Source organism: Pseudosporangium ferrugineum (genome assembly GCF_003002065.1).
GTDB lineage: Bacteria > Actinomycetota > Actinomycetes > Mycobacteriales > Micromonosporaceae > Actinoplanes > Actinoplanes ferrugineus_A.
Genome location: NZ_PVZG01000007.1, coordinates 214,058 through 239,176, shown reverse-complemented (window position 1 = coordinate 239,176; position 25,119 = coordinate 214,058). Strand labels below are relative to the sequence as shown.

The following is a 25,119-nucleotide window of genomic DNA, read 5'->3' as shown; positions in this document are numbered from 1 at the left end:
GCCCTCGACACCCTGGTCGGCGGCGCGGCGGATCCGTGGCCGGTCGCCGGTCCCCTCGCCGAGCAGCAGGCCGTGGGGTCCGCGAACCGGTGCCGAGCGGCCGGACCGCTTACCCGGTCGGCGCACCGCCTTGCCGTGGCCAGGTAGCGGATCGACGTCGGTCGGCGCGTCGCTGAGCCGTGCTTGGCGAGCTGATCGGGCTCGTTCGGGGTACGGCTGATCGACGACTTCCGACGCTTCGGCGGGGCCTCGGGGGTGACGGCGGTCTTCGGGGTGGTCAGGTGACGGAGGCGAAGCGGCGGATCGTGAAGGCTGCTACCAGGGCCGAGACCAGGAACAGGGCGCCCGCCGCCCACCAGTCGTGAGACTTCTCGGCCGCGCCGGCGTCGCCCGCGGAGATGGCCGTGCCCGCGTTGGAGCCCGGCGCCTGGGCGCCCGGGGGGCGGTGGCCCTCGTTGTCCGGGGCGGACTGGGCCTGGCCTGAGGCAGGGGCGCTGCCGAAGCGGGCGACGCCCGGGGACGCCGTCGTGTCCAGCGGGTTGCGGATCACCGTGGGGATCTCCGCGGTCAGGGCCGCCGCCGGATCGACCAGGCCGAAGCCGTACTCGCTGTCGCGGCCCTGGGGACCGCGGTCCTTGGCGGTCTTGATGATCCGGTTGACCACTTCGCCGGCCGACATGGTGCGCCAGCGGGAGCGGATCAGCGCCGCCGTGCCCGCCACCATGGGGGCCGCGAAGCTCGTGCCCTGCACCTGCCAGTAGCCGTCCAGGCGGGAGCCGTCGGGGCGGGCGCCGACCAGCTCGGTCGCCGGGGCGGTCACCACCGTCTCCTTGCCCGTGATCGAGCCCGACCAGAGCACGTCGCCGTTCTTCTGCATGCCGGCGACCGCGATCACGCCCGGCTCGCGGGCCGGATACCAGACGCCGGACGAGGTGGAGGTGCTCACGTTGCCGGTGCAGGCGACGACGACCACGTCCCGGGCGAACGCGTAGTCGAGGGCGGCGGCGAGGGCGGGGCTGCTGCCGTTGCCGCCGAGCGACAGGTTGATGACGCGGGCGCCGTTGTCGACCGCCCAGCGGACGCCGCGGGCGACGATCATCGCGTCGTCGTAGCGGTTCTCGCGGTCGAGGACGCGGACCGGGAGGATCTTCGCCTTGGGCGCGATGCCGACGACGCCGGAGTTGTCGTCGCCCCGGCCAGCGATGAGGGCGGCGACCGTGGTGCCGTGGCCGACCAGGTCGGTGTCGCCGTCGCCCTGCGGGTCGACCAGGTCGAGGCCCTTGAGCACCTGGCCCTGGAGGTCGACGTGGTCGGCCTCGACGCCGGAGTCGATGACGGCGACGGTGACACCCTCGCCGGAGGAGTACGTCCACGCGCCGGCGACGTTCAGGGTCTTGAGGTGCCACTGCTCGGCCCGCACCGAGTCGCCGAGCAGCGGTTCGGGCGCCGCGACGGGTCCGGAAACGGGCCGGGCGACGGGTCCGGAGAAGGATCCGGCGGCAGCGCCCCCGTCAGCAGTAGCGGGGGCGGCGGAGGAGAAGGCCCCGGCGCGGAAGGAAAGAGCGCCGGAAGAAGTCGCGGCGCGGGGAGAAGCGGCGCCGGGAGAAGCGGCACCGGAAGAAGCGGCGCCGGGAGAGGTCGCGGCGCGGGAGGAAAGAGCGGAAGACGTTGCGGTGGTGAGCGGGTCGGCAGTGGGCGGGCCGGCCGGGGCGAGACCCGGGGCGGCCGTCAGGCCGGAAGCCAGGCAGGCCGCGGCGACCCGGACGGCGACGTTTCTCACCAAAGGGCACCGCCGCGGACCGGATACGGCGCGGGGACGTCGCGCCGGGGTCGGCGGGACGCGTGCGGTGCTTCGCTCACAGCGCTCACTGGACGGCGGGCCATTCTGATGATGGACGGTCGATGGTGGGAGATTACTCCGAATCCGTGCGTAGTTGCGGGAGTCTGTCGATGTGGATCGCACCCCTGGTGCGTCCGGGCAGGTGGCGGCTCAGAATGGGGGGAGATGTGACAGTTGGATCAGGCGGACGCCCTCACGGCGCGTCACCAGGCGCCCGCGGCCCGCTGGCATGAGCGTGGGGCGGACCGGTCCGATGAGCGCTCCCTCGTCCGGCGGGCCGGTCATCACGAGCCCCGGTGAGGACAGCTCGCGCAGCCGCTGGATCACCGGGTCGTACATGGCCCGGCTGGCGCCACCGGCCCGGCGGGTGACGATCAGGTGCAGGCCCACGTCGCGGGCCTGGGGGAGGTACTCCATGATCGGCTGGAGCGGGTTCGTCGGCCCGGAGGCGATCAGGTCGTAGTCGTCGACCAGGACGAACAGCTCCGGCCCGTTCCACCAGGACCGTTCGCGCAGCTGTTGCGCCGTCACGTCGGGGCCGGGCAGGCGGCGTTCCATGTAGCCGGCCACCGACTCCATCAGCTCGAGCGTCTTCTGCGCCTGGATGCCGTACCCGATGCGGTGGTCGCTCTCCGGCAGATCCATCAGGCTGCGCCGGTAGTCGACCAGGATGATCCGGGCCTCGGTCGGCTCGAACCGCCGGGTGATGGTGGTCGCCAGGGCGCGCAGGAACGACGACTTGCCGCATTCCGCGTCGCCGAAGAGCAGGAAGTGCGGGTCGCTCGCGAAGTCGATCTCGACCGGCTGCAGGTCGGACTCCGCGATGCCGATGGGCAGGCGCAGGCCGGTCGAGCGGTCGAGGTCGATGTCCGCGTACGGCAGGGAGGGCGGCAGCAGGCGCACGCGCGGCGCGACGGGCCCGGGCCACGCGGCGGCGATCATCTTCACCAGCTCGGCCGACGCGGCGTTGGTCAGCTCCGGCCGTACGGTGAGGAAGTGCAGGGCCTTGTTCTTGTCGGTCGGGTGCTCGACGAGGCCACGGCCGGGCTTCTCCGGCACGTTGATCGCCTGCCGCCGGTTGACCGAGGAGTCGGTGGGGTCGCCGAGGCGAAGCTCCACCTTGGAGCCGAAGAGGTCGCGGATCGCCGGCCGGTAGTCCATCCAGCGGGGCGCGCTGGTCACCACGTGGATGCCGTACGAGAGGCCCCGGGTCGCGATGTCCGTGATCACGCCCTCGAGCTCGTCGTAGTCGTTGCGCAGCGTGGTCCAGCCGTCGACCACGAGGAACACGTCGCCGAACGGGTCCGCCTCCGCGCCCGTGCCGATCCCGGCGTTGGCGGCCCGGCGGCGCCGGTACGACGCCATGGAGTCGACCCCCAGCTCGCCGAAGCGCCGCTCCCGCTCGGTGAGCAGGGTGGACACCTCGCCGACCGTGCGCCGTACGCCGACCGAGTCGAGCCGCCCGTAGACGCCGCCGACGTGCGGCAGGTCGCGGAGCGTGCCGAGCCCGCCGCCGCCGAAGTCGAGGCAGTAGATCTGCACCTCGGCGGGGGTGTGGGTGAGCGCCAGCCCGCAGATCAGCGAGCGCAGCACGGTGGACTTGCCGGACTGGGCGCCGCCGACCACGGCCACGTGCCCGGCGCCGCCGCCGAGCTGGAGCCACATCACGTCGCGCAGCTGCTCGCGCGGCTTGTCGATGAGGGCGATCGGCACCTGGAGCGAGCCGTGCAGCTCGGGGTTGGCGAACGCCAGGCCGCGCGCCGGGTCGCTGGTGACCGGGCCGAGCAGCTCGTCGAGGGTCGCGGACGTGTGCAGCGGCGGCAGCCAGACCTGGTGGGCGGGCGGCCCCTGGCCGTTGAGCCGGTCCACCATCACGTCGAGCAGGCTCTCGCCGGCCGGCACCTCCTCCGGCTTCGGCTCGGCCGCCTTCACCGGCTTCGGCGCCGCGACGTAGTGGGTGGAGTAGGCCAGCACCTGCGGTGCGACGCCGTCGCGGGTCGTGCCGGGACCGCGGCTGCCGGCCTTGCGGAAGACCCCGGACACGTACGCGGCCTTGAACCGGACCAGCGGCTCGGTGCCGAACTTGAGGTAGCCGTGGCCGGGTGAGCGGGGCAGCTCGTACGCGTCCGGCACGCCCAGCACGGCCCGTGACTCGAGCGCGGAGAACGTCCGCAGACCGATCCGGTACGACAGGTGGGTGTCGAGCCCGCGCAGCCGCCCCTCCTCCAGCCGCTGGCTGGCCAGGAGCAGGTGGACGCCGAGCGACCGCCCCAACCGTCCGATCTGCACGAACAGGTCGATGAAGTCCGGTTTCGCCGACAGCAGCTCGGAGAACTCGTCGCAGATCACCAGCAGCGACGGCAGCGGCGGCAGGGCGGCACCGCCGGCCCGGGCCTTCTCGTAGTCCCGCAGGCTGGCGTAGTTGCCGGCCTTGCGCAGCAGCTCCTGGCGGCGGATCAGCTCGCCGTCGATGGCGTCCACCATGCGGTCGACCAGGGGAAGCTCGTCGGCGAGGTTGGTGATGACCGCGGCGGTGTGCGGCAGCCGATCGAGCGAGGAGAACGTCGCGCCGCCCTTGAAGTCGACGAGGACGAAGTTGAGCGTCTCCGAGGAGTGGGTGGCGGCGAGCGCGAGCACCAGCGTGCGCAGCAGCTCCGACTTGCCGGAGCCGGTGGCGCCGATCAGCAGGCCGTGCGGGCCCATGCCGTCCTGCGCCGACTCCTTGAGGTCCAGCTCGATGGCCGAGCCGTCGGCACCGAGCCCGATCGGCACCCGGAGCTTGTCCCGGTTGGGCCGGGGCAGCCAGGCCTGGGCGACGCTGAACGACTCGGGGTCGCCGAGGTTGAGCAGCTCGGCGAGGCCCATCTCGTTGGCCAGCGGCGTGTCCGCGGACTTCGACATCGCGGCCAGCCGCAGCGGCGCGAGGCGCCGCGCGACCGCCTCGGCCTCCTCCTCGCTGAGCTTGTCGGGGGTGCCCACCTCGGCGGCGTGATCCATCGCGTACGTGTGCAGCTCCCGCCGCCCGGCGTTGCCCCGGACCTCCAGCACCAGCAGCGACCGGTCGAGCAGGCGCGGCGGCACCTCGTCGAGGTCGAGCACCGTGACCCCGTCGATGCCGTCGTCGAGCTGGGTGGCGCCCTTGAGGTCGGCGCCGTCGAGCACGATGACGACGTGCGGGCCGCTGGTGCTGACGCCCGCCGGGTTGAACCGGGGCCGGTTGCCGATCACGTCCTCGAGTAGCTTCTCCAGGTCGGGGCCGGCGCTGGCGACGAGGCGCACCTGGCCGAGGCGGTCGGTGCGGGACGGGTGCAGGTTGTGCGGCAGCCACTTGACCCATTCCCACATCGCGCGGCGTTCCGGGCCCGCGCAGACGGCGATGATCAGGTCGTCCGGCGCGTGGAACACGGCGAGCTGGGTGAGCACGGCGCGGGTCAGCGCGCGGGCGTCGGCCTCGGCGTTCAGGCCGGTGCCGCGCAGGAAGACCCGGGCGAAGCCGCGCAGCGACACCGCGACGGGCAGGTCGGGGACCACCGAGTACGCGTCCAGGAACCGCCGGAGCGCGCCCGCGGTCATCGGCTCGAGGTCCTCCAGGGGCCGGGTGACCGGCGGGATCAGCGGCGTGGCCAGCGTCTGCGGGCCGACCGCGAGCCGGACCACGCCGAAGTCCGGGTCGGCGGAGCGGCGCTCCCAGACCCGGTGGCTGCCGGCGGTCGACCACAGCTGGGCCGGGTCGGGGTGCCGGTAGTAGAGGCCGACCCGCTGGCGGGTGGCGGTGTCCCGGACCCGGCGGCGCAGGCCGGCGAGGTGGCGCAGGTATTCGCGGCGGGCGGCCATCATCTCGGCCTTCTTCGGCGAGCCGCTGCCGCCGAAGGAGGTGGCGAGCATGGCGAGCGACGAGACGCCGAACAGGCCACCGATCACATAGGACATCGGGCCGCCGCTGCCGCGGCCCATCATCATGGCCATGGCGACCGATCCGCCGAGCATGGGCAGCACCATGAACGCCTGCTGCCAGCGGCCCCCGACCGCCTGCGGGATCTCGGGCGGCGGATCGACGGCGAGCTCGCCGGTCGGGATCTCGGGTGCCGGGCGCCGCGCAGCCCGCTTGATCACCACCGTGCTCATACCGAATGTGTCCCTTTCCTCCGCGTTGCCCGGCCCCTGACCAGAAAGTCCACTGAGACCGATGCGGCTGCCCCGTCCGCGGCGGCCGTCACCGGTCACCGCGCAGGGCTCAGGATAGGTAAAGTCCCTCCCGTTCCGCAGCCTCCCGTCCGACCGCCCCGCCCTCCACCCTAAGGTCGGCCGAAGGCTTACCACCGTCGATGGGAAATATGGCATGAGCGTGGGGTTGGCCAGGGTCACGATCAGCGCGCCGTCGCGCCGCGTCGATGTGGCGCTGCCCGAGCACGTTCCGCTCGCCGAGCTCCTGCCCGAGGTGCTGCGCCACGCGGGCGAGGGGCTGGCCGACGACGGCGAGAAGCACGGCGGCTGGGTGCTGCGGCGTACGGACGGGGTGGCGCTCGCCACCGCGCAGGGCCTCTTCCCGCAGGGCATCCGCGACGGTGAGGTGCTGCACCTCGTCCCGGCGCGCGACGACTGGCCCGAGCTCGAGTACGACGACGTCGTCGAGGCGATCGCGGAGGGCGCCCGGCGCCGCGGGACGATCTGGTCCGCGGCCTCGACGCGGACGGCCACCCTCACGGCCGCCGCGGTGCTGCTCTCGCTCGGCCTGCTCGCCGTGCTCAGGGCCGGGCCGGGGTGGGGCGGCGCGGCCTTCGTGGGCCTCGGGGTGGGACTGCTGCTCTCGCTCTGCGGGATCGCCGCTTCCCGGGCGTACGGCGACGCGCGCGCGGGTGCCGCCCTCGGCGGGCTGGCGCTGCCGTACGCGTTCGCCGGCGGTGCCGTCCTGGTCAGCCAGGGCACGGCCGACCGCGCCGGGGTCTTCCCGCTGCTCCCGTGGCTCGGCGGCCCGGAGCTGCTCGCCGGCTCGGTGGCGTTGCTGCTGGTCGCGGCGCTCGGCGGGGTCGGCGTGGCATCGTCGCTGCGGGTGTTCGCCGCGGGGGTCACGGCCGGCCTGCTCGGCGCCGTCACCGCCCTGGTCGGCTTCCTCACCTCGGCGGCCGGCGCGGCGGCGGTCCTGATGTCGATGCTCGTGTGCGGCATCGGCGTGATCCCGCTGCTGGCGATCCGGTTCGGCAAGATGCCCACGCCCCCGGTGACCCTCCCGACCGGCGCCGAGGCCGAGCAGGGCTTCACCGGCGCCCGGGCCGGTGGCGCCGACGCCGCCCGCGAGCTGCCCGACCGCAAGCGCGTGTTCGCCGCCGTGAGCCGTACGGAGGAACTGCTCACCGGCATGCTCCTCGGTCACGCGACGCTGGCGGCGGCTGCCTTCGTGGTGCTCGGTGCGGCGGGCGGCACGGCGGCCCGGATCCTCACCGGCCTGTCGGTCGCGGCGCTGCTGCTGCGCTCCCGGCTCTTCGTGACGCTGCGCCAGCGGGTGCCGCTGATCTCGGCCGGGCTGTTCGGCGTCTTCGCGCTCGGCGTGGACCTGCTGTGGGGCGCGGGCGAGGCCATGCTGCTGGGCCTGAGCGTGGCGGGCCTGCTGCTGGCGATGGCCACCGTGGCCGCGGGGGCGACGTGGTCGCGCCGGGCGCCGTCGCCGTACCTGGGCCGGGCCGCGGACCTGCTCGACAGCCTCGCGGTGATCGCCGTGATCCCGGTGGCGTGCTCGGTGGTCGGCCTCTACGGCATGGTCAGCACGATCAGCATCTGACAGCACGAAGGCCGGGCGGGCGCCCGGCCTTCGTCGACGTCGGGGGTTCAGTGCTCCTGGTCGTGGTGCTCGGCGGCCTCGGCCCGCTTGAACGACGCGCGGATCTCCTCCTCGGCCTCGACCCGGCCGGTCCAGGTCGCGCCCTCGACCGACTTACCCGGCTCGAGGTCCTTGTAGACCGTGAAGAAGTGCTGGATCTCCATCCGGTCGAACTCACCCAGGTGGTGGATGTCGCGCAGGTGCTCCTGGCGCGGGTCCTCGTAGGGCACGCAGAGAACCTTGTCGTCGCGGCCCTTCTCGTCGGTCATCCGATACATCCCGATGGCCCGGGCACGCACGAGGCAGCCGGGGAACGTCGGCTCCTGGATCAGCACCAGGGCGTCGAGCGGGTCGCCGTCCTGGCCGAGGGTGCCCTCGATGTACCCGTAGTCGGCGGGATACTGCGTCGCGGTGAAGAGCGTCCGGTCGAGACGGATCCGGCCGGTCTTGTGGTCGACCTCGTACTTGTTCCGCTGGCCCTTGGGGATCTCAACCAACACGTCGAAATCCATCGTTCGCTCCCTTGTTCGCCCCGCGTCGGACCCGGCGGGCGCCCGGCGACGGAGCAGGGCGGCCTTCAGCCCCGCGGGATCCGTGCGCACCGGTGTGCCGGATGTTTGTAGTCTCCCCTAAGTCTGACGCGATGTACGGAGGAGGGGCGCGTGGGGAGGCAAGATTCACAGAACACCCCCGGGTTCGACGGCGTGTCTGCCCAGGTGAACGACGGTTCTCCGGTAAAGCGCCCCGATGTGCCGGATTCCCACCGGGCGCCGGGTCACACGTACGGGCGAGCGGCGGTTCCGTTGAGTTCCGTTCCGGCGGCCGGCGGACCACCGGTTCAGCCCGGCGCTCCCGTCCCCGGGCCGGTGCCGCCGGCGAGCGGGGGTGCGCCAGCGGCGGAGCCGGCAACCGGTAGGTCTCGGCGTACGATAATGGGGATTTTGGCGGGTTTGATCCTTATTGTCGTCGCGGCCGGGGCGGTGCTGGTCGTGCGGCCGGGACCGGTCGACGGCTGGTTGTCGGCCGACCCGACGACGGCCCCCACGCCCGCGCCCACCCCCGAGCCGACGCCCACGCCGGTGCTGGTCGCGGCCGGCACGGAAGGCGTCGCGCCGACCGCCGAGGGGATCAAGGCCGCCATCTCCCCGCTGCTCCTCGCCCCCGCCCTCGGCTCGCGGGTCAACGTGTCGGTGGTGGACGGGGCGACCGGCGCGTCGCTGTACGAGCGCAACGCCGACACCATGACGACCCCCGCGTCGACCACCAAGCTGCTCACCGCGGCGACCGTCCTCGCCGCGCGCGGGCCCGCCCACCGGATCGGCACCCGGGCGGTGGCCGGCGCCCGGCCCGGCGAGGTCGTGCTGATCGGCGGTGGCGACCCCACCCTGTCCGTCGGCGCCGACGGACAGTTCCCCGGCGCGGCCCGGCTCGACCGGCTCGCCGCGCAGGTCAAGAAGGCCCTGGGCGGCCAGCAGCCGACCCGGGTCGTGATCGACACCTCGCTGTACGCCGGTCCCGAGGTCGCGCCCGGCTGGGACGGCGACGTGATCGGGGCCGGCCAGGTGGCCCGGATCCAGGCGCTGATGACCAACGCCGGGCGGATCGAGCCGGTGCACCACGACGTCGGCGGCGATCCCCGGTTCACCGACCCCGCGCTGGCCGCCGGCCGGGCCTTCGCCAAGCAGCTCGGCCTGCCCGCGGGCGCCGTCTCCGAGGGCAGGGCGCCGGTGGCCTCTCCTGGTTCTCCGGCCTCTCCGTCCTCGGCGGCCCCGCCCGGTCCGCTCTCCCCCGGCTCGCCGCTGGGCGAGGTGAAGTCGCCGCCGGTCGTGCACATCGTCGACTGGATGCTCGAGCAGAGCGACAACGTGCTCGCCGAGAGCATGGCCCGCCAGGTCGCCGTCGCCGCCGGCGCGGAGGCCTCCTTCGCGGGCGCGACCAAGGCCGTGCTGGCCCAGCTGGGCGAGCTGGGCCTGCCGTCCGACGAGGCCACCCTCGCCGACGCCAGCGGGCTCTCCCGGCGCAACGGGATCAGCCCCAAGCTGCTCACCGGCCTGCTGACCCTGGCCGCGAGCGGGGAACAACCCGGGCTGAGCAGCCTCTTCAACGGCCTGCCGGTCGCCGGGTGGTCCGGCACCCTGCGGACCCGGTTCGCCACGCCCGAGACCAACCGGGTCGGCCAGGGGCTGGTCCGGGCCAAGACCGGCTCGCTCACCGGCGTCAATGCGATCGCCGGTCAGGTGATCACCCGGGACGGCCGGCTGCTGCTCTTCGCGATCATGGCGGACGCCACCGGGGCGTCCGGTGCCGCGCGGCAGGCCCTGGACAAGATCGCGGCCAAGCTCGTGACCTGCGGCTGCCAGTAGGGGATTTCTCAGGGTGGGCGGCTGGTCCACCGCGGGTACGGTGGTCTGCATGGCGCAGTTCGTTGACTGGGATCTGGCCGCCGCCACCGCGGGCGCGCTGTCGAAATCCGGCCCCGCGGTGTCCTACGAGGAAGCCATGCAGGTGGTCACCCAACTGCGCGAGCTCACCGACGAGGCGCGCAGCCACGTCGCGGCGTACACGGGGCTGACCCCGCAGGTCGAGGGGCCGCCGGTGCGGGTCGTCGACCGCAAGGACTGGGCGGCGGTGAACATCGCCGGCCTCAAGGAAGTCATCATTCCGCTGGTCACCCGCCTCTCCGGGGACCGCCAGCCGGGGGCGTTCAGCGACGCGATCGGCTCCCGGGTCACCGGCGTGCAGGCCGGCACGGTGCTGGCCTACCTCTCCGGCCGCGTCCTCGGGCAGTACGAGGTCTTCTCCGCGGAGCCGGGCCAGTTGCTGCTCAACGCCCCCAACATCGTCGAGGTGGAGCGCAAGCTCGGCGCCGACCCGCGTGACTTCCGGCTCTGGGTCTGCCTGCACGAGGTCACCCACCTCACCCAGTTCCAGGCCGTGCCGTGGATGCGCGGCTACTTCCTCGGCGAGGTCCAGGCGTTCGTCGACGCCTCGCAGAGCGGCGAGCACATCCTCGAGCGCCTGCGCCGCGGGGTGGCCACGCTGTCCGACGCGCTGCGCGACCCGGACAGCCGCTCCTCGGTCCTCGACATCGTGCAGACCCCGGCGCAGAAGGCGGTGCTCGACCGGCTGACCGCGCTGATGACGCTGCTGGAGGGGCACGCCGAGTTCGTGATGGACGGGGTCGGCCCCGAGGTCATCCCGTCGGTCGAGGCCATCCGGGCCAAGTTCAACCAGCGCCGCGAGGGCGGCAACCCGCTCGAGAAGGCCATCCGGCGCCTGCTCGGCATCGAGGTCAAGATGCGCCAGTACGCCGAGGGCCGCAAGTTCGTGCACGCGGTCGTGGAGCGGGTCGGCATGGCCGGCTTCAACAAGATCTTCAGTTCACCGCTGACCCTGCCGCGGCTCGAGGAGCTGAACGACCCCGACGCCTGGGTCGCCCGGGTGCACGGCCCGGTCGGGCTGGTCTCGTAGCGCCGGCGACGTGGCCCGCATCCCGCCGCCGGTGGCGACGATCCGGGCGGCGGTCCGCCGGGAGCTGACCGCCGGGCCCGTCCTCGTGGCCTGCTCCGGCGGGGCCGACTCGCTGGCCCTGGCGGCGGCGACCGCGTTCGTGGCGCCCCGCCTCGGGATCGCCGCCGGCCTCGTCACCGTCGACCACCGGCTGCAGGAGGGCTCGGCCGCGCGGGCCGCCGGCGTCGCCGAATGGGCACTTTCGGCCGGTCTCGAGCCCGTGCGGGTCGCCACCGTCGACGTGCGCGGCCGGGGTGGGGGCCCCGAAGCGGCCGCCCGGGAGGCCCGGTACGAGGCACTTTCCGCCGCGGCCGAGCAAATCGGCGCCGCGGCGGTCCTGCTCGGGCACACCCGCGACGACCAGGCCGAGACGGTGCTGCTGGCGCTGGCCCGGGGCGCAGGTCCGCGCGGGCTCGCGGGGATGCCCCGCCGCCGGGGTGTCTTCGTGCGCCCCCTGCTGGACGTCTCCCGCGCCGAGACCCGCAAGGCCTGCGCCGCGCTCGGCCTGGCCACCTGGGAGGACCCGCACAACACCGATCCCGCGTACGCCCGGGCCCGGGTCCGCGCCGACGCGCTGCCCGCTGTGGTGGCCGCGCTCGGGCCGGCCGTCGTCGCCAACCTGGCGCGGACGGCCTCGCTGGTCGCCGCGGACGTCGCCTACCTGGACGCGGTCGCCGCCGGCGCGCTGGAGGCCACCCGCTCGGGTGACGGCCTCTCCGTCCCGGGCCTGGCCGCCCTGGAGCCGGCGATCCGCGGCCGGGTGCTGCACCGCTGGGCGGCCGAGCTGGGCGCGCCCGGCGCCGCGCTCTCCCACCGGCACGTGGCGGCGCTGGACGCGCTCGTCACCGACTGGCACGGCCAGGGTCCGGCCGCGTTACCGGGCGGCATCCGGGTGGCCCGCCGCGGGGGTGACCTGGTGCCCGACGGCTTGTGAGTGTTGTCACTGCGGCCCGGGGGACTTCGGCCCCGCCGGGCAGATTCGCCCCATAACCAGCGCATGTCCGGGCACGGACCGCCGCCCCCGGCCGCGTGGGGCCCGCCGCGTACGGCAGGCTAGGTGCATGGCAGACGGCTCCTGGTACGACGCCGACATCGACCGCGTGATCATCTCCGAGGAGCAGATCCGCGAGAAGACCGAAGAGCTCGCGAAGCAGGTCGCCGCCGACTACGCGGACGCCGAGGGCGGCGTGCTGCTGGTCTGCGTGCTCAAGGGCGCGGTCATGTTCATGGCGGACTTCGCTCGCGCGCTGGGCCGGCTGGGTCCCTCCTCCGAGATGGAGTTCATGGCCGTCTCGTCGTACGGCTCGGGGACCACGTCCTCCGGGGTGGTGCGCATCCTCAAGGACCTGGACCGGGACATCGCGGGCCGGCACGTGGTGATCGTCGAGGACATCGTCGACTCCGGGCTCACCCTCTCGTGGCTGATGAAGTACCTGCAGTCCCGCTCGCCGGAGAGCGTCGAGGTGGTGGCGCTGTTCCGCAAGCCGGACGCGATCAAGGTGCCGGTGCCGACCAAGTACGTCGGCTTCGACATCCCCAGCGAGTTCGTGGTCGGTTACGGACTGGACTTCGCCGAGCGCTACCGCGAGGTGCCGTACGTGGGAGTGCTCAAGCCCGAGGTGTACGCCCGTAGCTGAACGGTCTCCCAGCCGACTCTCAGAAATCGGGTGACCGGTCCCGGCGCGAGGGGTAATGTCCGGTTCTGAGGCGATTTGTGGGCGCCGCAGGCGTGAACTGCAGGTGACGGTGGCCCCTCGGCGTGCCGGGCTGACGCAGTCGTACGAGGCACCCACGGTGTACCGTCGAGTGACCGATGGCGCTCTGTCACGAGTGCCGGAGGGGCCGGGCCGATAGCGGACGGGTCGCCGGGGTTTGCCCGGAGGCCGGGAGGTTATCGATACGGCAGTGCCCCCGCGGCTCGGGTGCCTCACCAGGCGCCCGGTGGCGAGGGCGCGTCAACCCAGGTGACCAGGACGCCGATCAGGAGGGTCCGGGCGCTCGCCGCCCGACAACAGTATGGAACGTACGCGTTTCTTCCGCCGCCCGGTGGTCTGGATCATTCTGGTGATCATCGGTGCGATTGCGCTGAGCTCATTCTTCACCAGTGGTCCGAGCTACCAGCGAGTTGATACTTCGGTCGTCCTCGAGCGACTCAACCAGCCCGGGATCAAGAAGGTCATCCAGGAGGACAAGGAGCAGACGCTCCAGCTCGAACTGGCGGCCCCCGAGCGGTTCGACGGCAAGTCGACGGACAAGATCGAGACCCAGTATCCGTACGAGCTGACCGACGAGGTCTGGACCGACGTCCAGGAGGCGAAGACGGCGGGCCGGATCACCGGCACGATCAACGCCACCGTCTCCGGCGACAGCATCCTGCTGAGCCTGCTCGTCAACCTGCTGCCGATCGCGATCCTCGTGATCCTGCTGCTGCTGTTCATGTCGCAGATGCAGGGCGGCGGGTCGCGGGTCCTCAACTTCGGCAAGTCCAAGGCCAAGATGCTGACCAAGGACATGCCCAAGACGACGTTCGCCGACGTGGCGGGCGCCGACGAGGCCGTCGAGGAGCTCCAGGAGATCAAGGACTTCCTCCAGAACCCGGCCAAGTACCAGGCGCTCGGCGCCAAGATCCCCAAGGGCGTGCTGCTCTTCGGCCAGCCCGGCACGGGCAAGACCCTGCTGGCGCGTGCCGTCGCGGGTGAGGCCGGGGTGCCGTTCTACTCGATCTCGGGTTCCGACTTCGTCGAGATGTTCGTGGGTGTCGGCGCGAGCCGGGTCCGCGACCTCTTCGAGCAGGCCAAGGCGAACGCGCCGGCCATCGTCTTCGTCGACGAGATCGACGCCGTCGGCCGCCACCGCGGCGCCGGCATGGGCGGCGGCCACGACGAGCGCGAGCAGACGCTCAACCAGCTGCTCGTCGAGATGGACGGCTTCGACACCAAGGGCGGCGTCATCCTCATCGCCGCCACCAACCGGCCGGACATCCTCGACCCGGCGCTGCTGCGCCCGGGCCGCTTCGACCGGCAGATCCCGGTGGACAACCCCGACATGGAGGGCCGCAAGGCGATCCTGCGGGTGCACGCCAAGGGCAAGCCGTTCACGCCCGACGTCGACCTCGACTCGGTCGCCCGGCGCACGCCCGGCTTCTCGGGTGCGGACCTGGCCAACGTCATCAACGAGGCGGCGCTGCTGACCGCCCGTAACGACAAGCGGGCCATCTCCAACTACTTCCTCGAGGAGTCGATCGACCGGGTCATCGCCGGCCCCGAGCGGCGTACCCGGGCGATGAGCGACAACGAGAAGAAGATCACCGCCTACCACGAGGGCGGGCACGCTCTGGTGGCGTACGCGCTGCCGCACTCCGCGCCGGTGCACAAGGTGACGATCCTGCCGCGTGGCCGCTCGCTGGGCCACACGCTGGTGCTGCCGACCGAGGACAAGTACACGCAGACCCGCGCAGAGATGATCGACACCCTGGCGTACGCGCTGGGTGGCCGCGCCGCCGAGGAGCTCGTCTTCCACGAGCCCACCACGGGGGCCGGCAACGACATCGAGAAGGCCTCCGGCCTGGCCCGTGCCATGGTCACCCAGTACGGCATGAGCTCCAAGCTCGGCGCCGTCAAGTACGGCACCAGCGGCGACGAGCCGTTCATGGGCCGCAACATGGGCCACGAGAAGGACTACTCGGACGCCGTCGCCGCCGACATCGACTCCGAGGTCCGCGCCCTGATCGAGCTGGCCCACGACGAGGCCTGGGAGATCCTGGTCGAGTACCGCGACGTGCTGGACAACATGGTTCTCGAGCTCATGGAGAAGGAGACCATCACCCAGGACGACATGAACCGCATCTGCGCCCGCGTGCAGAAGCGGCCGCCGATGGCCCCGTTCAACGGCTTCGGCAAGCGGCTCCCGTCCGAGGCACCGCCGGTCCTCACCCCCGCCGAGCGCGACAAGCTCAAGGCGCAGGCCGAGGCCGACGGGCAGATCGCGGTGGGCGGTGGCAACACCACCCCGTCGGACCTCAACCCGAACGGTTCGTCGGAGGGCCTGCACTGAGCACCGTCGACAACAGCTCGACGGAGCCCGACGACTCCGACGAGATCGACTACCTCGCCGCGCGTCTGGTCGACGGCAAGCTCACCGGGGCACCGGTCGAGCAGGCCGTCGACCTGGCCCGCATCGAGAAAGCGGTCCGGGAGATCCTCATCGCCATCGGTGAGGACCCGGACCGCGACGGTCTCCAGCGCACCCCGTCCCGGGTCGCCCGGGCGTACGCGGAGCTCTTCGCCGGCCTGCGCGTCGACCCCGCGAAGGTGCTCACCACCACGTTCGAGGCCAACCACGAGGAGCTCGTCCTCGTGCGCGACATCGAGCTGATGAGCCTCTGCGAGCACCACCTGCTGCCGTTCAAGGGCGTCGCCCACATCGGCTACATCCCGGGCGTCGACGGCCGCATCACCGGCCTGTCCAAGCTGGCCCGCCTCGTCGAGGTGTACGCCCGCCGCCCCCAGGTTCAGGAACGCCTCACCTCCCAGATCGCCGACCTGCTCATGGAGAAGCTCGACCCCCGCGGCGTCATCGTCGTGCTGGAGTGCGAGCACCTCTGCATGGAGATGCGCGGCATCCGCAAGGTCGGCGCCCGCACGGTGACCTCCGCGGTCCGCGGCGCCTTCCAGCGCGACGGCAAGGTCCGCGCCGAGGCGATGGCCCTGATCAACGCCCGCTGAGCGTTAATCGCTGGGTGCGGGACGCCGAGCCGCACATACTGGCCGGGTGATCGAGAAGTTCAACCCGCCGACCGTGCACGAACCGGCCGGCTACAGCCACGTCACCATCTCCTCCGCCGGACGCCTGGCCCACCTCGCCGGTCAGTGCCCCCTCGACCTCGGCGGCGCCGTAGTCGGTGCCCCCGGCGACCACGCCGCCCAGACGGACCAGGTGATCGCCAACTGCCTCGCCGTGCTGCGGGCCGCGGGCGCCCGGCCCCAGGACGTGGTCCGCTCGATCGTGTACGTCGTCAGCCCCGACAGCGCCGTGCTCGCCGAGGTCTGGGACCGCCTGCACGAGTCGGCCCTGGCGCCGGCCTTCACGACGGCCAGCACGCTGCTGGGCGTGGCCTCGCTGGGCTACCGCGGGCAGCTCGTGGAGATCGACCTGACCGCCGCCCTGCCGGACTGACACGGCCCCTCGCCGGCGGCGGGCGGCGGCTCCTTGCCCGCGGCGGGCCGCGGCGGGCGGCGGGCGGCGGCTCTTTGCCCGCGGCGGGCCGCGGCGGGCGGCGGCTTTTTGCCCGCGGTGGGCGGCGGCGGGCGGCGGCTTTTTGCCCGCGGTGGGCGGCGGCGGTCCGCGGCCGGTGGTGTCAGACGATCATGCGGTAGGTGTCGGCGCTGTCCATGGCGGCGCGGGCCAGGGTCGAGGCCTCGTCCAGGCGGGTGCGGGCCTGCTCCAGCTGGGCGATGGCCGTCGCCACCGACGGGTGCAACGAGCCGATCGCGGTGATCCGCAGCCGGGCCAGCGCGTCGTCGAGCTGATCGGTCACCTGCTGGATGCCCGTCACCGCGCGGCGCGTGCCCTCCACCGAGGCCGCCACATTCGCCTTGATCTCCTCGACGCTGGCCATGCCGGCCCCCTTCAGACCACGAAACCGAAAAACGCTGCCGGCCCCGGCTATCGGATGAATGCCAGCAGGCCGACGCCCATGCAGGTGAGCAGCACCGGCGTCAGGCACGTCACGGCGCCCACGATCGGGGTCCGGTCCACCTTCTGCGGGCCCCCGCCGTAGACGAACCCGATCGTCAGCCAGCCCAGCGCGTACGCCAGCAGCGGCAGGCTCAGGCCGCACAGCAGCGCGTACGTGGGCAGCGAACCGGACGGCGCCACCAGGTAGAGCACTATCTGGACGATCAGCACCGCCGCCGCGAACGGGCCGTACACGAGCAGGTTGCGGGCCCACGGGCGGAGCGGCGCCACCCGGGTCTGGTGGAGCATGCTCGCGTCCGCCGTGTCCGCGGTCGCGCGCGCCTGACGCAGCGCGGCCAGGATCGCGGCCGGACCGCCGGCGACCGCCTGCGCGGCGAGCGCCTGCTCCGCGGGTTGGGGCAGGAGCTGCGCCTCGGGCACGCCCAGGTCCTGCACGAGCCGGGAGCGCTGGGGCGCGAGCCGGGCGCGTACGGCGGCGAGCTCCTGCTGGGCGGCCTGGACCGTGGCGACCTGCTCGCCGGCGGCCGCGCTCGCCGCCCGGCGCACCGCGTCCAGGCGCTGCGCCGCCGCCAGATAGTCGTCCCAGGGCCCGGGCTGCTCGCTCATCGCTCGGCCTCGGGCCGGGCGAAGGGCACGATCGTCACCGTGCGGTCGGCGTGCCGGTCGTGCAGCAACGCCCTGTTCTCGCGGGGCTGCCAGTCCAGGCTCTGGCCCAGCATGAGGCAGACCTCCTGCTGCGGGATGTTGAGGAAGACGAGACCGGCCACGTCTTCGCGGCCCGTGCTGCCGCCGGTCTCCTCACCGAACCGGCGCAGCCCCCGCCACCACGACAGCAGGTGCACGCCGCGGCTCGGACCCTCGCGGAGCACCCGGCGCAGCGACGGCAGCGTCCCGGGAGCGACCGCGTCCATGCCGAACACGATCCGGTAGCCCGGCCGGTCCAGGTCCAGCTCCGCGGCCAGCCCGGCGGCGTCGACCAGCACGACCTCCTGGCGGAGCCCGATCTCCGCGGCGAGCTCCTCGGCGGGCTCGTCACCCTCGGCGACCAGCGAGGAGATCACGAACCTCGCCGTACGGGGTGCGTGGCCGGCGGCGACGCTGCGAGCCGCCGCCTCCAGCACCTCCGCGCCCGTCGACTGCGACCCGAAGATCGCCAGGTGTCGGCCGGGTGACGCGTCGAGCGGGAACGCGGCGGTCGACAGGTTCACGTCGATGACCCGGCCGACCAGCGCCGCCGGGCGTCCGGCCCGCCCGGCCAGCGCCGCCCGGTAGGTGGGGTCGTCGGCGAGGTGCTGGTGGGCGTACCCGGCGAAGATGCGCGGCGGCAGCGCCTCCGGGTCGCGGGAACCCCACAGCTTGTGTCGCAGGTCGCTGAGCACGTCCCGGTCGGCGTGCGGGTCCGGGAACCGGACGATCCGCTCGTGGCCGCGGGTCGCGCCCCGGGGCCCGCCGAGGCCGCCGGCGGTGTTCACCACCGCGGTGCCGAGCGGCAGGCCAGCCGCCGAGTCGTTGGTCGGCTCCAGCACGTCGCCGCCGCCGGGCAGGGCGATCCGGACCGGGAACTGGCCGAAGATGGAGTCGCGCTTCGCGTACAACGCCTCGACGCCCAGGACGGTCTGGCTGGCCAGAACCAGATGGATTCCGTACGAGCGACCCTTGCGCGCCAGCGACTCCAGCAACTGCACGGCCTGGGTGGCAGTCGGATCGTTGCCGGCCAGCAGCACCTGGAACTCGTCGATGACGCAGAGCACGCGCGGCATCGGCCGGCCGCGGCCCTCCTCGGCCGCCACCGCCCGCAGATCGGCGAACCGGGTCACGCCGGCGCGCTTGTACGCCACCGACCGGCGGGTCATCTCCGCGTCCAGCTCCCGCAGCACCGCCAGGCCGTACTCGCGGTCGGACTCGACGCCCACCGCCCGGGCGTGCGGCAACCAGGTGCGGTCGCGCGCGGTCGGCACGAACTCGGCGAACGAGACGCCTTCCTTGAAGTCCAGCAGGTAGAGGCTCAGCTCGTCGGGGCTGTACCGGGCGCCCAGGCCGTACAGGACATTGATGAGGAAGGCCGTCTTGCCGGCGCCGGACCGCCCGCCGACCATCCAATGCGGAGTCAGGTCGTTGAACTGCAGCACCACCGGGGTGTCGCCGTCGTGACCGACCGTGGTGCCGAGCCCGTCGGCGGCGTCGCCCCGCCACAGCTCGTCGCCCGGCTCCGGCAGCAGGTCGGCCAGCGTGACCTGCGAAGCGGCGGCCGAATGGGCGGCCAGCTCCCGGCACACGGCGTCGACCAGGTGCGGCGGCGGATCCTCGTCGAGGAAGACGGGGGCGTTCAACCAGACCGCCTCCGGCGCGGACCCGAACGTCGCCCCGGGCGGATTCCCGATGACCGCATACGGATTCCGCAGCGAAACCTGGGTGGTACGCGGCAGCGGCGGCTGGGTGGTCTCGGCGGTCAACGGCGGCGGCGGCCACCCGGCGACGATGAGGTGCAGCCCCGACTCGGGCCCCTGCTGCGCCAGCGCGGCGATCCGCACCAGGTCGCCGCCCTCGGTCAGCTCCGGCAGACTCGCGATGACGACCAGCATCATCCGATCCCGCCGCCCCCGGCGCACCGCACCACCGCGCACCGGCCGCAGCCACTTCTCGGCCTCGGACAGCACGTCCCGCAACCCGTTGCGATCGGTGGCCGGCGGCGACAACAACCCCGCATCGGCGAGCGCGGCGAAGGGGGCGAAAACCGTGCCCCCACCCGTACCGTCGACGGCCCGGACCAGCAACGACCCGGCCGGCGCGGCGGCGAGCAGGCGAAGCAGCAGGCAACGCAGCAACCCGGCCACCCGAGGATCCCGCGCATCGGCGTCGACGGTCAGATGCCCGGCGCCCAGCAACGGCACAATGGCCGGAAACCGCGCGTCGTCCAACGGCTGAGCAACCCCCAACCGAACAAACTGCGGAGGGTACGCCCCCCCGAGCGGAGCATTGGCCGACAAGGCATCCAGCGGCGACCCGAGCCACCCGGGAGCCAACTCCCCGGCAGCGGCCCGCAACTCCTCGGCCAGCCGATGCTGCTCCAAAGAATCGGCAGCGGGCGGAGCCTGCCCCTCCAGAGCGGCAGCAGCCGCCGCGACGGTGGCCTCCGCCTGGCGGTGCAGGGCAGCGGCCTGATCGATCCGCCCCGTCGAATCCACCGCCTCACCTCCGTGTGTGCGCTCAAACCGTACCCTGCGAACGCCCCGCCATCCCGAGCCGCGCCCCCCGATCCCGAGCCGCGCCCTGCCATCCCGAGCCCCGCCCCGCGATCCCGTGCGCCCCTGCTGTCCCGTGCGCCCTGCTGACCCGTGTCGCGCCCCCGCGATCCCGCGCAGCGGCTCGCGGTCAATCTTCCCAGCCCTCACCGACAGGGGTGACGCGCGGGGGCGGCAGGTCCACAGCAGAACCCACTAACCTCGTACGAGTGCAGCCGACAACCCCGCCACCCCAACCGGCCACCCCGGTCCCGGCGCCCCCGAAGCCCCGGAACCGCCGGGCACGCCTGTTCCTGGCACTGGCAGCAGGCATCCTGTCCCTCCTCTGCCTGGGCGGAATCGGCGTCATCATCTCCCTCTACGACGAAGCCACCGAAATCAAGCGAACCTCCCCGGACGTAGTCGTCTCGAGCTATCTTCGTGCCTACCTGATAAACCGTGACGATCAGCAGGCGTCTCTCTTTACCTGTAAGTCGGGCGCCAACTTGGCCCAGGTGTCGAATCTGCGCGATGAGCTGGTCGCTCGTGAAAAAGAGTTCGATGTGTCGGTGAGCGTCAACTGGGGTGCCTTGGCGGTCGCAGCAAACGGATCGAGCCGCTCCGTTACTACCGAGCTGACGATCGTGGGTTCCGCCAATGGGCAGCCCGTCAGTCAGCGGACTGAGCCCTGGCGCTTCGAACTCATTGAAGAGGACGGGTGGCGAGTTTGCGGCGCCGCTAAGGTCTCGTAACTTATTCGGCCCAGAGTAGGTGGACTGGGATTGCGAGGGTTCGGGGGGCTTTGCCGCTCCAGGCCCAGCGGTACCAGTCCAGCTCCGTGGCGACGCGGGCGCAGATGTCGCCGTCGTCGCCGGTGTGGAGTTCGGTCACCGCGCGGAGGTCTCGTCGTTCGCCGCCGTCCTCGAGCAGCTGGACCACGCGCCGACCCGTGAGGGTGTCGGCGTCGAGGGCGACGACCGGGTTGCGGCGGGGTGGCTCGTCCATGGATACCAGGCGGGAGACCACGTCGCCGGGTCTGGTCGCCGGGGCGGCCATGCCGAGTTCCTCGACCCAGACCCGCTCGACCGGCACCAGCGGCGCGAAGACCTCGGTCTGTTCCGCCTCCGCGCGGTACCACTCCGCCTCCGGCATGACCGGCACGTACGTACGGCTGCCCTGCACGACCTTCTCGTCCGCGCGGAGGTCGGCGCGCCACCCGTGGCCGGGCAGGCCGATCAGCACGCGCCGGCCGCGGAGCTGGCCGCCCATGACGGCGGGGGTCGGGACGATCGGGCGGGGCGGGTCGGGCGCCCAGCCGGAGCTGCCCGCGAACGGGTCCGGCATGCCTCCGCCCATCACTGCGAACCGCCCAGGGGCGCGCCGTGCTGCGCCATGAACTGAACCGGGTCGACGGCGCTGGCGCTCGAGCGGTCGTTGTTCAAGTGGACCTCGAAGTGCAGGTGGGGGCCGGACGAGTTGCCGCTCGTACCGCTGAGGGCGACGACCTGGCCGGCGGCGACCCGCTGGCCGACCTGGAGATTGGGTCGTCGCACCAGGTGACAGTAGCGCGTCATGATTTTGCCGGCGTGCCGGATCTCCAGCATCCAGCCGCATCCGCCCTTGCCAGGGTAGCCGGGCCGGTCGCAGTCCTTCCGGCCGCTGAACGTCTCATCGCACTTGATCCGCGAGACGACGCCGCTGGCGACCGAGCGCACCGGCGTACGCAGATCCACGATGAGGTCCACGCCCTGGTGCTTCGGGCGTTCCGCGGTGCGGAAGCCGGAACCGACGCTCCACTGCTGTCCCCGCGGCGCCTTGATCGCCATCGGATTCGTCCATCCCGAGGCGGCGACGTCGGCGGCCGACGCGCACACCATCGACAGCGAGTTACCGACCGCGTTGGCAGCCCCGTCGGCGAGGAGGTTGACGATCTGGGTCGCGATCGGCTCATGCTTCGCGTACGCATCGGGGTAGGCGCTGATCTGCACGCGCTGCGCCGCCCGAGTCAGCGACATCGACTCCCAGCCGTCGACCGTCTTCAGCTTCTCGTAGAACTTCGTGGCCGCGTACTTGGGGTCGGTCACTTCGCTCGGGGTGCCCCAGCCGCTGCTGGGGCGCTGTTGAAACAGGCCCAGGGAGTCGTGGTCGTTCCGTTTGCCCAGGTGGCCCAGGTTGGTCAGCCGGGACTCCTGCATGGCGGTGGCGACGGCGATGACCCAGGCGCGGGGCGGCATCTTCAGTTCCGCCCCCACGTTGATGATGACGGCCGCATTCCGGATCTGGGCCGGACCGTACGGCCGCAGCCGCGGCAGCCTGCCGTCCGGGTCGACCGGGCCGCCGGTCCCGCAGCCGGAGCTGAACAGGCTCAGGTCGTCGCTCTCGTCGTTGAAGCTGCTGAACAGGATCGCGCTGACGCTGCCGCCGCAGCAGAGCAGGGCCAAGGTTGCCACGAGGGCCACCAGAAGACCCACCCGCCGGGGTCGCCGCAGCGCCGTCATGCCGCCTCCCAGTCGACGCCGTCCACCAGCCACTTGCCGTCCGGCGCGACCAGTTGCAGCGTCACCTTGCCCGAGTCGACGGTCACCACCGCGTTGACCAGACCGTCGCCGACGGGCACGATCGCCGGCCGCCCGACGACGCGATCGGCGGGCACGTCCGCGGGGTCGACGCCGTTCAGTTCGTCCGCGAGGTCCTTCGTCGAGTTGGGCAGGATGCCGTCGTGCCAGACCTTGGCGGACACGTTCTTGTGGTCGACCCAGGCCGAGGCGAACGCGTACGCGACAGCCTCCGGCGAGGCGGTCCCCGGCTTGACCTTGGGCGAGGGCGGCGGATCGTCGTCGACGATGACGCCGTCGTCGTCGTGGCTCGGATCCACACTGACCGTCGGGGCGGGCGACACCGGATCAAGCAGTTGCCGGCTGCCGTTCCCGCCGTCGGAGAAGATCCTGCCGACACCGACGACCGCGAGGACGAGTACGGCGATCACCAGGGCGACGCCCCACCGCGAGCGGAAGAGCCTCGTCAGGCCGCGTTCGACGATCCTCGGCACGGCGGATCACCGAGCCTCGGTCCGCACCCGCGGCGTCGCCTGCTCGCGCGTGGTGCTGCCGGTCTCGGGACGATAGATCGCGTACGACGACTGCGACTCGGCCACGTCCGGCTCGGTCCACGTCGACGGGCGGCGCTGCCGGGAGGCACCCGCGGCCGATCCCGCGGGAAGCGGAACCGGCTGCCGATCGCCCGCCGGGACGTCGTCCCGGGTCGACTCGTTGCCGTCGGGCCGGACCGCCGGCGCCGTCCCGCTCTCGGCTCCTGCCGGGCCGGACCCGAGTTCCGTACGCCCGCCGGCGGCGTGCGCCGGGTCTTCGAGCCGAGCCTCCGGCCGAAGGTTGCTCTGCTCGACGAACACCGTCCGCCCCTTGCCGATCCGGGGCTCGTTGGTGCCGCCGGCATCGGCAACATCCAGCTTCGCGGCCTCCCGCATGTCCCGGAAGAACTTCCGGTGCCACGACCCGGCCGACGTGATCGCCGCGGTGCTGTCCTTGCCCCCCAACTGAGTGATCCGCCGGTACGGCCGCAGCAACAGCCACCCGACAACACCGCACAACCACACGAGCACGACCTGCAACCACCCGGGCAGACTCGCCGTATTCATGATCAGATCCACCGCGAACAGATAGATCGCCGCGCCCGTACCGAAGATCGCAATATTGAAGATCGCCGCGACAACAGCGTTACCCAGCCGCCGAATACCGGAGCTGGCAGGCCGCAACAACCCCACCGTGCCAAGAATCGGCGCCGCGATGACCGCCCACCGGAAAATCAGAAACCCCAGCAACACCAGCAGCGAAGCAGTCAGATCGAACATCGCAAACATGACCGCCGCCAGCACAGCAATAAACCCAGCCCCCACCCGATCCATCCCATTGGCGCCCCGCAAATACTCATACGCCTCCGGATCCTCGGTCTTGATCTGTGCGGCAACTTTCTTCCACTGCTCGCCCTTCGCAGTAAAGGTCGGCTGCCGATCATCCGGATTGGCCCTCAGCCGCTCGGCGTCCCGCCACGTCAAAGACCGAGCGTCGTAGAGCGCTCGTCCATACTTTTGCGCCGTCTCGCTGTCGGCGGATCCCAGCAGCCCGCGTAGCCAGTTCCGATAGAGCATGGTGTCCGTCGCGGTGTCGCTTGCGCGCACAGCCGGAGGCCGATTATCGCTGCAAGCTCCCGGAGTCGGGTCGTCGCATTTCCCATCCGGCGTGTCCTGCGCCCGCGGTCCGACCGCATCATGCACCACGCTGAGGGAGGTCACGAGGCTTTGGTCGGCTATGTTGGCTGATTTCACGGGCCAGGCGGCGATCGCTGTTACGGCGACCATGATGAGGATCGCCCAGCCCGCCGTTGTCGTCGCCGCGCCCATGTCCGCCTGCTGGGAGCGCCAGATCAGGTACAGGCCCACGATGGCCAGGGTGATCACGCCGAAGACGCTGAAGACCTTTTCGTAGACCGCCTTCGTGGCCTGCTCGACGAGCGGGTCGGCCCAGCCCCACAGGGACTGCGGGTTCCAGGCGCGTTCGCGGAGGGCGTTGGAGGCGCCGATGACCGCTGTGGCGATCATGAATTCGCCGTTGGCCACGGTCGTCTCGAACTTGGAGTCCGGGGCGGTGATCGTGGAGGCGCAACCGCCTTCCAGGTCGTACGTCGTGAAGCTGTATCCGGCGTAGCCGTACTGGCTGTAGATGCCCTGCGGGCCGTTCAGCTTCGACGACTCGGGGCGTTCTGCGAACCACCCGGCGAGTCCCGAGTCGGGGGTGCTGGGCGTCGGCGGTGTCCGGCATTCGATGTTCTCGTCCACCGTGACCGTCAGGCGGGAGACGCAGGATTTGAAGTCCTGTTTCCATTCCTCGGTGCTGCAGGCGCCGCCGGGGGCCTGTAGCGGGCCGGCCTGGGCCGGGGAGGGGGCTGTCACCGCCCAGGCGATGCTTGCCACCATCGCCACCGCCATTGTCATGACCAGTGCGCAGGCCCGGCGGAGCATG

General features: G+C 72.2%; 19 protein-coding genes. 9 read left to right on the top strand and 10 right to left on the bottom strand.

Features of this window, described 5'->3' with window-relative positions; translation table 11 throughout:
- Nucleotides 1-277 precede the first annotated feature (277 nt).
- Together mycP and eccCa are read right to left on the bottom strand one after the other, a co-directional pair.
- Entirely contained in the window at nucleotides 278-1,780 is a 1,503-nt protein-coding gene (mycP, locus tag CLV70_RS17165; protein WP_245908282.1) for a type VII secretion-associated serine protease mycosin, read from the bottom strand.
- Between the two features lie 210 nt (nucleotides 1,781-1,990).
- Nucleotides 1,991-5,965, bottom strand: coding sequence for a type VII secretion protein EccCa (eccCa, locus tag CLV70_RS17160; protein WP_106127514.1), 3,975 nt, complete (start codon nucleotides 5,963-5,965; stop codon nucleotides 1,991-1,993).
- A 214-nt stretch (nucleotides 5,966-6,179) separates the two neighbouring features.
- Between eccCa and eccD the strand changes: the two genes are divergently transcribed.
- Nucleotides 6,180-7,616, top strand: a complete 1,437-nt coding sequence (gene eccD / locus CLV70_RS17155) for a type VII secretion integral membrane protein EccD (protein ID WP_106127513.1) — start codon at nucleotides 6,180-6,182, stop codon at nucleotides 7,614-7,616.
- 47 nt (nucleotides 7,617-7,663) lie between these two features.
- Here eccD and CLV70_RS17150 read toward each other — a convergent pair whose 3' ends face one another.
- Nucleotides 7,664-8,167 carry an inorganic diphosphatase gene (locus CLV70_RS17150; protein WP_106127512.1) on the bottom strand — a complete coding sequence of 168 codons (504 nt, stop codon included), beginning with the start codon at nucleotides 8,165-8,167 and terminating at the stop codon, nucleotides 7,664-7,666.
- Between the two features lie 420 nt (nucleotides 8,168-8,587).
- Between CLV70_RS17150 and dacB the strand changes: the two genes are divergently transcribed.
- The 7 genes from dacB (at nucleotide 8,588) to CLV70_RS17115 (ending at nucleotide 16,340) form a co-directional block, all read left to right on the top strand.
- The gene (dacB, locus tag CLV70_RS17145) at nucleotides 8,588-10,018 is read left to right on the top strand and encodes a D-alanyl-D-alanine carboxypeptidase/D-alanyl-D-alanine endopeptidase (protein ID WP_106127511.1); all 1,431 of its coding nucleotides are present in this window, start codon (nucleotides 8,588-8,590) and stop codon (nucleotides 10,016-10,018) included.
- A gap of 49 nt (nucleotides 10,019-10,067) precedes the next feature.
- The gene (locus tag CLV70_RS17140; protein WP_106127654.1) at nucleotides 10,068-11,126 is read left to right on the top strand and encodes a zinc-dependent metalloprotease; all 1,059 of its coding nucleotides are present in this window, start codon (nucleotides 10,068-10,070) and stop codon (nucleotides 11,124-11,126) included.
- A 10-nt stretch (nucleotides 11,127-11,136) separates the two neighbouring features.
- Nucleotides 11,137-12,099 (top strand): tRNA lysidine(34) synthetase TilS, encoded by a 963-nt coding sequence (gene tilS / locus CLV70_RS17135; protein WP_106127510.1) that lies wholly within the window; start codon nucleotides 11,137-11,139, stop codon nucleotides 12,097-12,099.
- Nucleotides 12,100-12,226: 127 nt separating this feature from the next.
- On the top strand, nucleotides 12,227-12,802 hold the full coding sequence (gene hpt, locus CLV70_RS17130; protein ID WP_106127509.1) for a hypoxanthine phosphoribosyltransferase: 576 nt from the start codon (nucleotides 12,227-12,229) through the stop codon (nucleotides 12,800-12,802).
- A 379-nt stretch (nucleotides 12,803-13,181) separates the two neighbouring features.
- Nucleotides 13,182-15,218 carry an ATP-dependent zinc metalloprotease FtsH gene (gene ftsH, locus CLV70_RS17125; RefSeq protein ID WP_106127508.1) on the top strand — a complete coding sequence of 679 codons (2,037 nt, stop codon included), beginning with the start codon at nucleotides 13,182-13,184 and terminating at the stop codon, nucleotides 15,216-15,218.
- Nucleotides 15,215-15,889, top strand: coding sequence for a GTP cyclohydrolase I FolE (folE, locus tag CLV70_RS17120; protein ID WP_106127507.1), 675 nt, complete (start codon nucleotides 15,215-15,217; stop codon nucleotides 15,887-15,889). The genes ftsH and folE overlap by 4 nt, the downstream gene beginning before the upstream one ends.
- Nucleotides 15,890-15,935: 46 nt before the next feature.
- Nucleotides 15,936-16,340, top strand: coding sequence for a RidA family protein (locus CLV70_RS17115; protein WP_106127506.1), 405 nt, complete (start codon nucleotides 15,936-15,938; stop codon nucleotides 16,338-16,340).
- Between the two features lie 181 nt (nucleotides 16,341-16,521).
- Here the strand turns inward: CLV70_RS17115 and CLV70_RS17110 are convergent, their stop codons facing one another.
- Genes CLV70_RS17110 through CLV70_RS17100 form a run of 3 tightly spaced genes read right to left on the bottom strand, consistent with a single transcriptional unit; the run spans nucleotide 16,522 to nucleotide 20,047 of the window.
- The gene (locus CLV70_RS17110) at nucleotides 16,522-16,782 is read right to left on the bottom strand and encodes a hypothetical protein (protein ID WP_106127505.1); all 261 of its coding nucleotides are present in this window, start codon (nucleotides 16,780-16,782) and stop codon (nucleotides 16,522-16,524) included.
- A gap of 47 nt (nucleotides 16,783-16,829) precedes the next feature.
- Entirely contained in the window at nucleotides 16,830-17,468 is a 639-nt protein-coding gene (locus CLV70_RS17105) for a hypothetical protein (RefSeq protein ID WP_106127504.1), read from the bottom strand.
- Nucleotides 17,465-20,047 (bottom strand): FtsK/SpoIIIE domain-containing protein, encoded by a 2,583-nt coding sequence (locus CLV70_RS17100; RefSeq protein ID WP_106127503.1) that lies wholly within the window; start codon nucleotides 20,045-20,047, stop codon nucleotides 17,465-17,467. Before CLV70_RS17100 ends, CLV70_RS17105 begins: the two co-directional genes overlap by 4 nt.
- Before the next feature lie 266 nt (nucleotides 20,048-20,313).
- On the opposite strand from CLV70_RS17100, the gene CLV70_RS17095 reads away from it, so the two are divergent.
- Nucleotides 20,314-20,835 (top strand): hypothetical protein, encoded by a 522-nt coding sequence (locus CLV70_RS17095; RefSeq protein WP_106127502.1) that lies wholly within the window; start codon nucleotides 20,314-20,316, stop codon nucleotides 20,833-20,835.
- A 1-nt stretch (nucleotide 20,836) separates the two neighbouring features.
- On the opposite strand, the gene CLV70_RS17090 is transcribed toward CLV70_RS17095, so the two are convergent.
- The 4 genes from CLV70_RS17090 to CLV70_RS17075 are packed head-to-tail and all read right to left on the bottom strand — an operon-like array spanning nucleotide 20,837 to nucleotide 25,118.
- Nucleotides 20,837-21,439, bottom strand: a complete 603-nt coding sequence (locus tag CLV70_RS17090; protein ID WP_106127501.1) for a hypothetical protein — start codon at nucleotides 21,437-21,439, stop codon at nucleotides 20,837-20,839.
- A complete protein-coding gene (locus CLV70_RS17085) occupies nucleotides 21,439-22,581 on the bottom strand; it encodes a M23 family metallopeptidase (protein WP_106127500.1) in 1,143 nt (380 codons plus the stop codon). The genes CLV70_RS17090 and CLV70_RS17085 overlap by 1 nt, the downstream gene beginning before the upstream one ends.
- A complete protein-coding gene (locus CLV70_RS17080; RefSeq protein WP_106127499.1) occupies nucleotides 22,578-23,132 on the bottom strand; it encodes a hypothetical protein in 555 nt (184 codons plus the stop codon). Before CLV70_RS17080 ends, CLV70_RS17085 begins: the two co-directional genes overlap by 4 nt.
- Nucleotides 23,133-23,138: 6 nt before the next feature.
- Complete coding sequence (locus CLV70_RS17075; protein ID WP_106127498.1) at nucleotides 23,139-25,118, bottom strand: MFS transporter; 1,980 nt, start codon at nucleotides 25,116-25,118, stop codon at nucleotides 23,139-23,141.
- Between the last annotated feature and the right edge of the window lies 1 nt (nucleotide 25,119).